The sequence below is a fragment of the Lactobacillus delbrueckii subsp. delbrueckii DSM 20074 = JCM 1012 genome (assembly GCF_001433875.1).
GTDB classification, from domain to species: Bacteria; Bacillota; Bacilli; order Lactobacillales; family Lactobacillaceae; genus Lactobacillus; species Lactobacillus delbrueckii.
In genome coordinates this window covers 1-5,104 of record NZ_AZCR01000079.1, presented here as the reverse complement: position 1 = coordinate 5,104, position 5,104 = coordinate 1, and the positions used below count along the sequence as shown (strand labels likewise).

At 47.1% G+C, this 5,104-nt stretch carries 8 protein-coding genes and 1 pseudogene; 4 read left to right on the top strand and 5 right to left on the bottom strand.

The features are described 5' to 3' along the window. Positions 1-304 precede the first annotated feature (304 nt). The 4 genes and pseudogenes from FD23_RS09485 to FD23_RS08100 all read left to right on the top strand — a co-directional run. Positions 305-566, top strand: a pseudogene (locus FD23_RS09485) (transposase); the annotation flags it as partial. 150 nt (positions 567-716) lie between these two features. Next, a complete protein-coding gene (locus FD23_RS08105) occupies positions 717-902 on the top strand; it encodes a hypothetical protein (protein ID WP_025896401.1) in 186 nt (61 codons plus the stop codon). 251 nt (positions 903-1,153) lie between these two features. Next, positions 1,154-1,279 (top strand): hypothetical protein, encoded by a 126-nt coding sequence (locus tag FD23_RS10915; protein ID WP_257786471.1) that lies wholly within the window; start codon positions 1,154-1,156, stop codon positions 1,277-1,279. Positions 1,280-1,281: 2 nt separating this feature from the next. After that, a complete protein-coding gene (locus FD23_RS08100) occupies positions 1,282-2,076 on the top strand; it encodes an ABC transporter ATP-binding protein (protein ID WP_025896403.1) in 795 nt (264 codons plus the stop codon). A 52-nt stretch (positions 2,077-2,128) separates the two neighbouring features. Here FD23_RS08100 and msrB read toward each other — a convergent pair whose 3' ends face one another. The 5 genes from msrB to rfbC form a co-directional block, all read right to left on the bottom strand. Continuing rightward, the gene (gene msrB, locus FD23_RS08095; RefSeq protein ID WP_003612761.1) at positions 2,129-2,554 is read right to left on the bottom strand and encodes a peptide-methionine (R)-S-oxide reductase MsrB; all 426 of its coding nucleotides are present in this window, start codon (positions 2,552-2,554) and stop codon (positions 2,129-2,131) included. Positions 2,555-2,630: 76 nt separating this feature from the next. Beyond that, a complete protein-coding gene (locus FD23_RS08090; protein ID WP_231129723.1) occupies positions 2,631-2,852 on the bottom strand; it encodes a helix-turn-helix transcriptional regulator in 222 nt (73 codons plus the stop codon). Then, the gene (locus FD23_RS10775; RefSeq protein WP_231129862.1) at positions 2,780-2,941 is read right to left on the bottom strand and encodes a hypothetical protein; all 162 of its coding nucleotides are present in this window, start codon (positions 2,939-2,941) and stop codon (positions 2,780-2,782) included. Before FD23_RS10775 ends, FD23_RS08090 begins: the two co-directional genes overlap by 73 nt. 450 nt (positions 2,942-3,391) lie before the next feature. Continuing rightward, complete coding sequence (gene rfbD / locus FD23_RS08085) at positions 3,392-4,366, bottom strand: dTDP-4-dehydrorhamnose reductase (RefSeq protein WP_025896405.1); 975 nt, start codon at positions 4,364-4,366, stop codon at positions 3,392-3,394. A gap of 15 nt (positions 4,367-4,381) precedes the next feature. Next, the gene (rfbC, locus tag FD23_RS08080) at positions 4,382-4,990 is read right to left on the bottom strand and encodes a dTDP-4-dehydrorhamnose 3,5-epimerase (RefSeq protein ID WP_025896407.1); all 609 of its coding nucleotides are present in this window, start codon (positions 4,988-4,990) and stop codon (positions 4,382-4,384) included. Positions 4,991-5,104 lie beyond the last annotated feature (114 nt).

The window sequence follows — 5,104 nt, the reverse complement described above, 5'->3', positions numbered from 1 at the left end:
TTGACCGCATTTACCGGCGTAGATAGTCAAAATCTGCTAGATGTTATGGTAAGTGTTCAATTTATTCTTGCAATTGGCGAAGTTAAAAGAGTTTTTAGCCTGTTTTTTCCACTTATGAACATTATATGACCCTATATGTATACACAAAAAGCAAAAGTTATATTTTTTAATAAAAAGTATAAACAAAAAGTATAAACAAAAAACAGCACTACTGCTCAGCAACAGGACTGTTAAAAGCCTTATTCTTGCTATTTTACTGCCGCTTTCACTCTTGCGCCCTGCCCCACATAAAATTATACAGTTCCAAATATTCAATACACCGGAAATAAAGGCTCATGGTGGTAATGAAGACTGGTATGACGAGCTATTGGAAGAAAACAAGCTTTTCTTCACAATAGACGCCATTTGAGAGGGATCTACACGTTTGCCAAATACGGGATATCAACTGGCAAATTTGAGGGTATTAACAATAAGATCAAGACCGAGAGACGTAAAGAGTATGAGTATCCAGATGATGAATGCTTCTCCCTGCGGTTAATGGAGAGCTATCACGGAAGGCTTCCTAAGTCTCTCAATCATTTACACAAGTTTTTATACTGAACCCTTTTAAGCAAAAACTGGCCAAACGACGATTTTTCAGATTAATTTTCAATTATCAGACTATTCTTGTTTTTTAGAGTTAAAATAAAATTAACTTTGGGAGAGGAGGAAAGACTATGCAATTTACCAAGCAATTTGAAGGAACTTTTGCCCAAGTCAAGGAACAAATCGACAAGTTCGTTGCTGAAGGCGGCCATATCGACGCGGTCATCACCGACCACACTGGCGAAAAGGTTACCGAAAACCACACCTTTGGCTACAAGATGCGGGTCATCGCTATCTGCAACGAAGAAGAAAGCTAAATAAGCGCAAAATGCGCCATCCCCAAATCGTGGGATGACGCCTTTTTTGTTTATAAATTATTCAACGCTTGGCAACTTAATGTTCATTTTTCTTCCCCAAAAATCAAGCAGACTAATCAATAGAATAATTTTCGTAATTGATTAGAAAAAATCTATTGACATCAAGAAAAGTTCCTTTGAAATTAATACTATTAAATAAAGATTACAGAAATATTGAATCGCTTTTTTGTCTGATATGGGAGGAAATCATCATGAAAGAGGTCAAGCGAATTATGGTCGCCATCATCGTTGCCCTCTTCTTGGCGGTGCCATACCTCAGAAGCCGGGCCAAGAACTCCTTTGCCAAGGCGGGCAAGAATGCTAGAAAAGTGGCTTAAAAATGCTAGAACTGACCAATATTACCAAGACTTTTAACCCCGTGACCATTAATGAAAAGCATGCCTTGAACGGGGTCAACTTGAAGCTGGAAGACGGCGACTTCGTGACGGTCATCGGGAGCAACGGGGCCGGCAAGTCAACCACCTTGAACGCCATCGCGGGCGTTTGGCCGGTTGACACGGGTTCCATCGTTATCGATGGCCAAGACGTAACGGGCCTGCCAGACTTTAAGCGGGCGCCTTTGATCGGCCGGGTCTTCCAAGATCCGATGACCGGGACGGCGGCAACCATGCAGATTGATGAAAATCTGGCCCTGGCTGCCCAGCGGGGCAAGCGCAGAGGACTTAAGTGGGAAGTCACCGCTAAAGAACGGGCTGAATACAACGAAAAGCTGAAGGTACTCAACCTGGGTCTGGAAGACCGGTTGACTGCTAAAGTAGGTCTTCTGTCCGGCGGGCAGAGACAGGATTTGACCTTGCTGATGGAAACTCTGGTCAAGCCGAAAGTTCTTCTCTTGGATCAACACACGGCGGCACTGGACCCGAAGACGGCGGAGAAGGTCTTGAAGGCGACCGACCGGATCGTCGCAGAAGGCAAGCTGACCACGATTATGGTGACTCACAACATGAGGGATGCCATTGCCCACGGCAACCGCTTGATTATGATGAACGACGGCAATATCGTTTTAGACATCAAGGGTGAAGAAAAGAAGAAACTGACAGTGGAGAAATTGCTCCACCAGTTTGAAGTCGTATCTGGCGAGGAATTCGCCAGCGATAAGGCAATTTTAGGTTAGAAAACAAGAAAACTGGCGATTTCCAAAGCAAGGAAGTCGTCAGTTTTTTCGTTTATTCGAAAAGCTGCCGGTATTCGCCGTAACCCGCTTCTTCCAGCTGGTCGTAAGGGATGAACTTGAGGGCAGCAGAGTTGATGCAGTAGCGCAGGCCGCCCTTGTCCAAAGGACCGTCGGTGAAGACGTGGCCCAGGTGGGAGTCAGCCTGGCGGCTGCGGACTTCGGTTCTTTCCATGCCAAAGGACTGGTCCCGGCGCTGGGTCAGCTTAACCAGAGGCTTGGTGAAGGCTGGCCAGCCGCAACCGGAATCGTACTTGTCCAAAGAGGAAAAGAGGGCTTCCCCACTAACCACGTCGACATAGATCCCTTTTTCGAAGAAGTTGTCGTACTCACCTGTATAAGGCGGTTCAGTTGCCGCGTTTTGGGTCACGGCGTACTGCATTGGCGTCAGCCGGTCTTTCAAATCTACTTTTTCGTTCATCTTGGTCACCTCATCTATTTAGATAAGGCTATTGTAGCTTGAATAGATGCGCGAGGCCTTGATCTGGATCAAGAAATTAGTTAAGAGATTCCTTATTTTTGGCCTGTACCTCTGTAAAAGGCTTAATTGCTGACAAGTCACGGCTAAGATGCTTCTTGGCATCCCGCAAGTCAATGTCACTTTGCAGATTAAAGAAGTAAGAATCCGATACGCCAAAGAATTTGGCTAATCTGAGTGAAATGTCAGCAGTGATTTCCTGGCTGCCGTGCAAGATATCCTTGATTCTTGCAGCCGGCACATGGATGGCTTGCGCCAAGTCAGCAGCGCTAGCAGGTATTCGTCATTGATGATTTCAGCAACTGTTGGCGTTTTGATAGATTCGGTCATTTTTTGCCTCCTTAAAATTATTTCTCTTGTACTGTTTGAGCCTATTCTACCTCATCCAAAGCAGATTTTTGGAACATACATTCGGTAGAGAACCCCCGTCACTACAGCATTATTACACAGCAAACTTTTTGTAAACTAGCCACCGCTAGCGCCTTTCTAGAAGAAGATCTTGCCACAAAAGTTTTTGGCAGATTTTTGGGCAAACGAAAACCCCCTTGGAAATTGAGAGCATATTCCAAGAGGGCGTTTATATCTTTTAGCAGCATCATGCTTAGCGCATGGCGCGCTCGGTGCTATCTACCTTATTATCCATAATATCATATTTTGCCTGTTTAGTCCTATAGCTTGCTCTATTTTAGTGCCGCTTGGACGATTACCATGAATAGGTGGATATGCATAAAAACAAGCAAAAAAGCACCGGATTCCACATCCAGTGCTCTTAAAAATTGCTTAGTCAAAGAAGCCGTCAGCCTTCAAGGCTTCCAAGTAGCGGTGCACGGCGTCTGGCCAAGTTGGCAGAGGCTTGAAGCCGTTCTTTTCCAGCTTGCTCTTGTCCAAACGTGAGTTGAATGGCCGTACAGCCTTGGAGAGGCCGTATTCTTCCGTGGTAACCGGAGTTACCTTGGTCTTGTAGCCGGCCTGGCGGTAGATTTCCTTGGTGAAATCGTACCAGCTGATGTAGCCGGTCTTCGTGCCGTTTTCATCATAGCCGCTGGCAGTTTCTGGCAATTCCGCGTTAGTTGCGTGGTAGTAGCCGTACTTGTCAGTTTCGATCATGTCGACCAAAAGCCGGGCCAAGTCCAAAGTGTAAGTTGGCGTACCGATTTGGTCGCTGACCACCTTGACTTCATCATGAGTCTTACCCACGTTAAGCATGGTCTTGATGAAGTTCTTCCCGTTCAAGCCGAAGACCCAGGCGATCCGGACGATGAAGTACTTGTCCAAAGTTTCAGATACGGCAAGTTCCCCGCCCAGCTTGGTTTCCCCGTAAACGTTCATTGGCTTGTAGCCCTTGAAGTCCGGGTCCCATGGAGTAGTGCCCTGGCCATCGAAGACGTAGTCAGTGGAAATGTAAACCATTGGCACGTCTAATTCCTTGGCTACGTTGGCGATGTTTTGAGTACCATCGGTGTTAACCTTGCGGACAGCCGCAACCTTGTCGTCGTCTTCAGCCAGGTCAACCGCGGTCCAGGCTGCACAGTGAACGATCACGTCCGGGTTGACATCCTTGATCACTTTTTCAACAGCGGCAGCGTCGGTAATGTCCAAGGAAACGTAAGGAGCAGTAGTGACAGCTGAGCCGTCAGCGATCCCGCTGTATTCCGGAGCCAAGTCGCTGCCAACGCCTTCGTAGCCGCGCTTAGCCAGTTCGTTCATCACGTCGTGGCCCAGTTGGCCGTTAACACCAGTTACAAAAACTTTCATGAAAAAGTCCTCCTCTTAGAACTTGAAGGTGTCCTTTAAGCCAGCCCACTTTTGGTCCTTGTCTGACAAGGTCAGCTTAGTGCCGTCTTCCAAGCTGTAGCCGCTAGCGTCAGCTGAGCCTGGGTATTCGCCAACCAGCTTAGGCCATTCGATGCCGATTTCTGGGTCGTTCCAAGCCATGCCGCCTTCATCGTTTGGGTGCCAGAAGTCGTTAACCTTGTAGCAGAATTCAGCCACGTCGCTCAAAACCAGGAAGCCGTGGGCGAAACCTTCTGGAATCAAGAACTGCTTCTTGTTTTCAGCGGTCAGTTCCACCCCGTACCACTTGCCGTAGGTCTTGGAGTCGCTTCTCAGGTCAACGGCAACGTCGAAGACATCCCCGCGCACGGCCCGGACCAGCTTGCATTGCGGGAAGTGCTTTTGGAAGTGCAGGCCCCGCAAAACGCCCTTGGTTGAGCTTGATTGGTTGTCTTGGACGAAGTTGATGTCAAAACCAGCTTCCTTCATGTCGTTTTCGTTGTAGGTTTCCATGAAGTAGCCACGGTCATCCCCGTGAACTGCTGGCGTAATCACTGCCAAACCTTCAATACCGCCGACATTCTTTTCAACTTTGATTTGACCCATTTTTTCTGACTCTTCTTTCTAAAAAATTAATACTCGCCAATTGCAAGAATAAATTGAACACTTACCATAACATCTGGCAGATTTTGACTATCTACGCCGGTAAATGCGGTCAAG

What these genes read in the sequence shown, in the direction of transcription:
- FD23_RS10775 (WP_231129862.1), bottom strand. Translation starts at nt 2,941, where the DNA reads ATGACCGAATCTATCAAAACGCCAACAGTTGCTGAAATCATCAATGAC.
- rfbD (WP_025896405.1), bottom strand. Translation starts at nt 4,366, where the DNA reads ATGAAAGTTTTTGTAACTGGTGTTAACGGCCAACTGGGCCACGACGTG.
- FD23_RS10915 (WP_257786471.1), top strand. Translation starts at nt 1,154, where the DNA reads ATGAAAGAGGTCAAGCGAATTATGGTCGCCATCATCGTTGCCCTCTTC.
- rfbC (WP_025896407.1), bottom strand. Translation starts at nt 4,990, where the DNA reads ATGGGTCAAATCAAAGTTGAAAAGAATGTCGGCGGTATTGAAGGTTTG.
- msrB (WP_003612761.1), bottom strand. Translation starts at nt 2,554, where the DNA reads ATGAACGAAAAAGTAGATTTGAAAGACCGGCTGACGCCAATGCAGTAC.
- FD23_RS08100 (WP_025896403.1), top strand. Translation starts at nt 1,282, where the DNA reads ATGCTAGAACTGACCAATATTACCAAGACTTTTAACCCCGTGACCATT.
- FD23_RS08105 (WP_025896401.1), top strand. Translation starts at nt 717, where the DNA reads ATGCAATTTACCAAGCAATTTGAAGGAACTTTTGCCCAAGTCAAGGAA.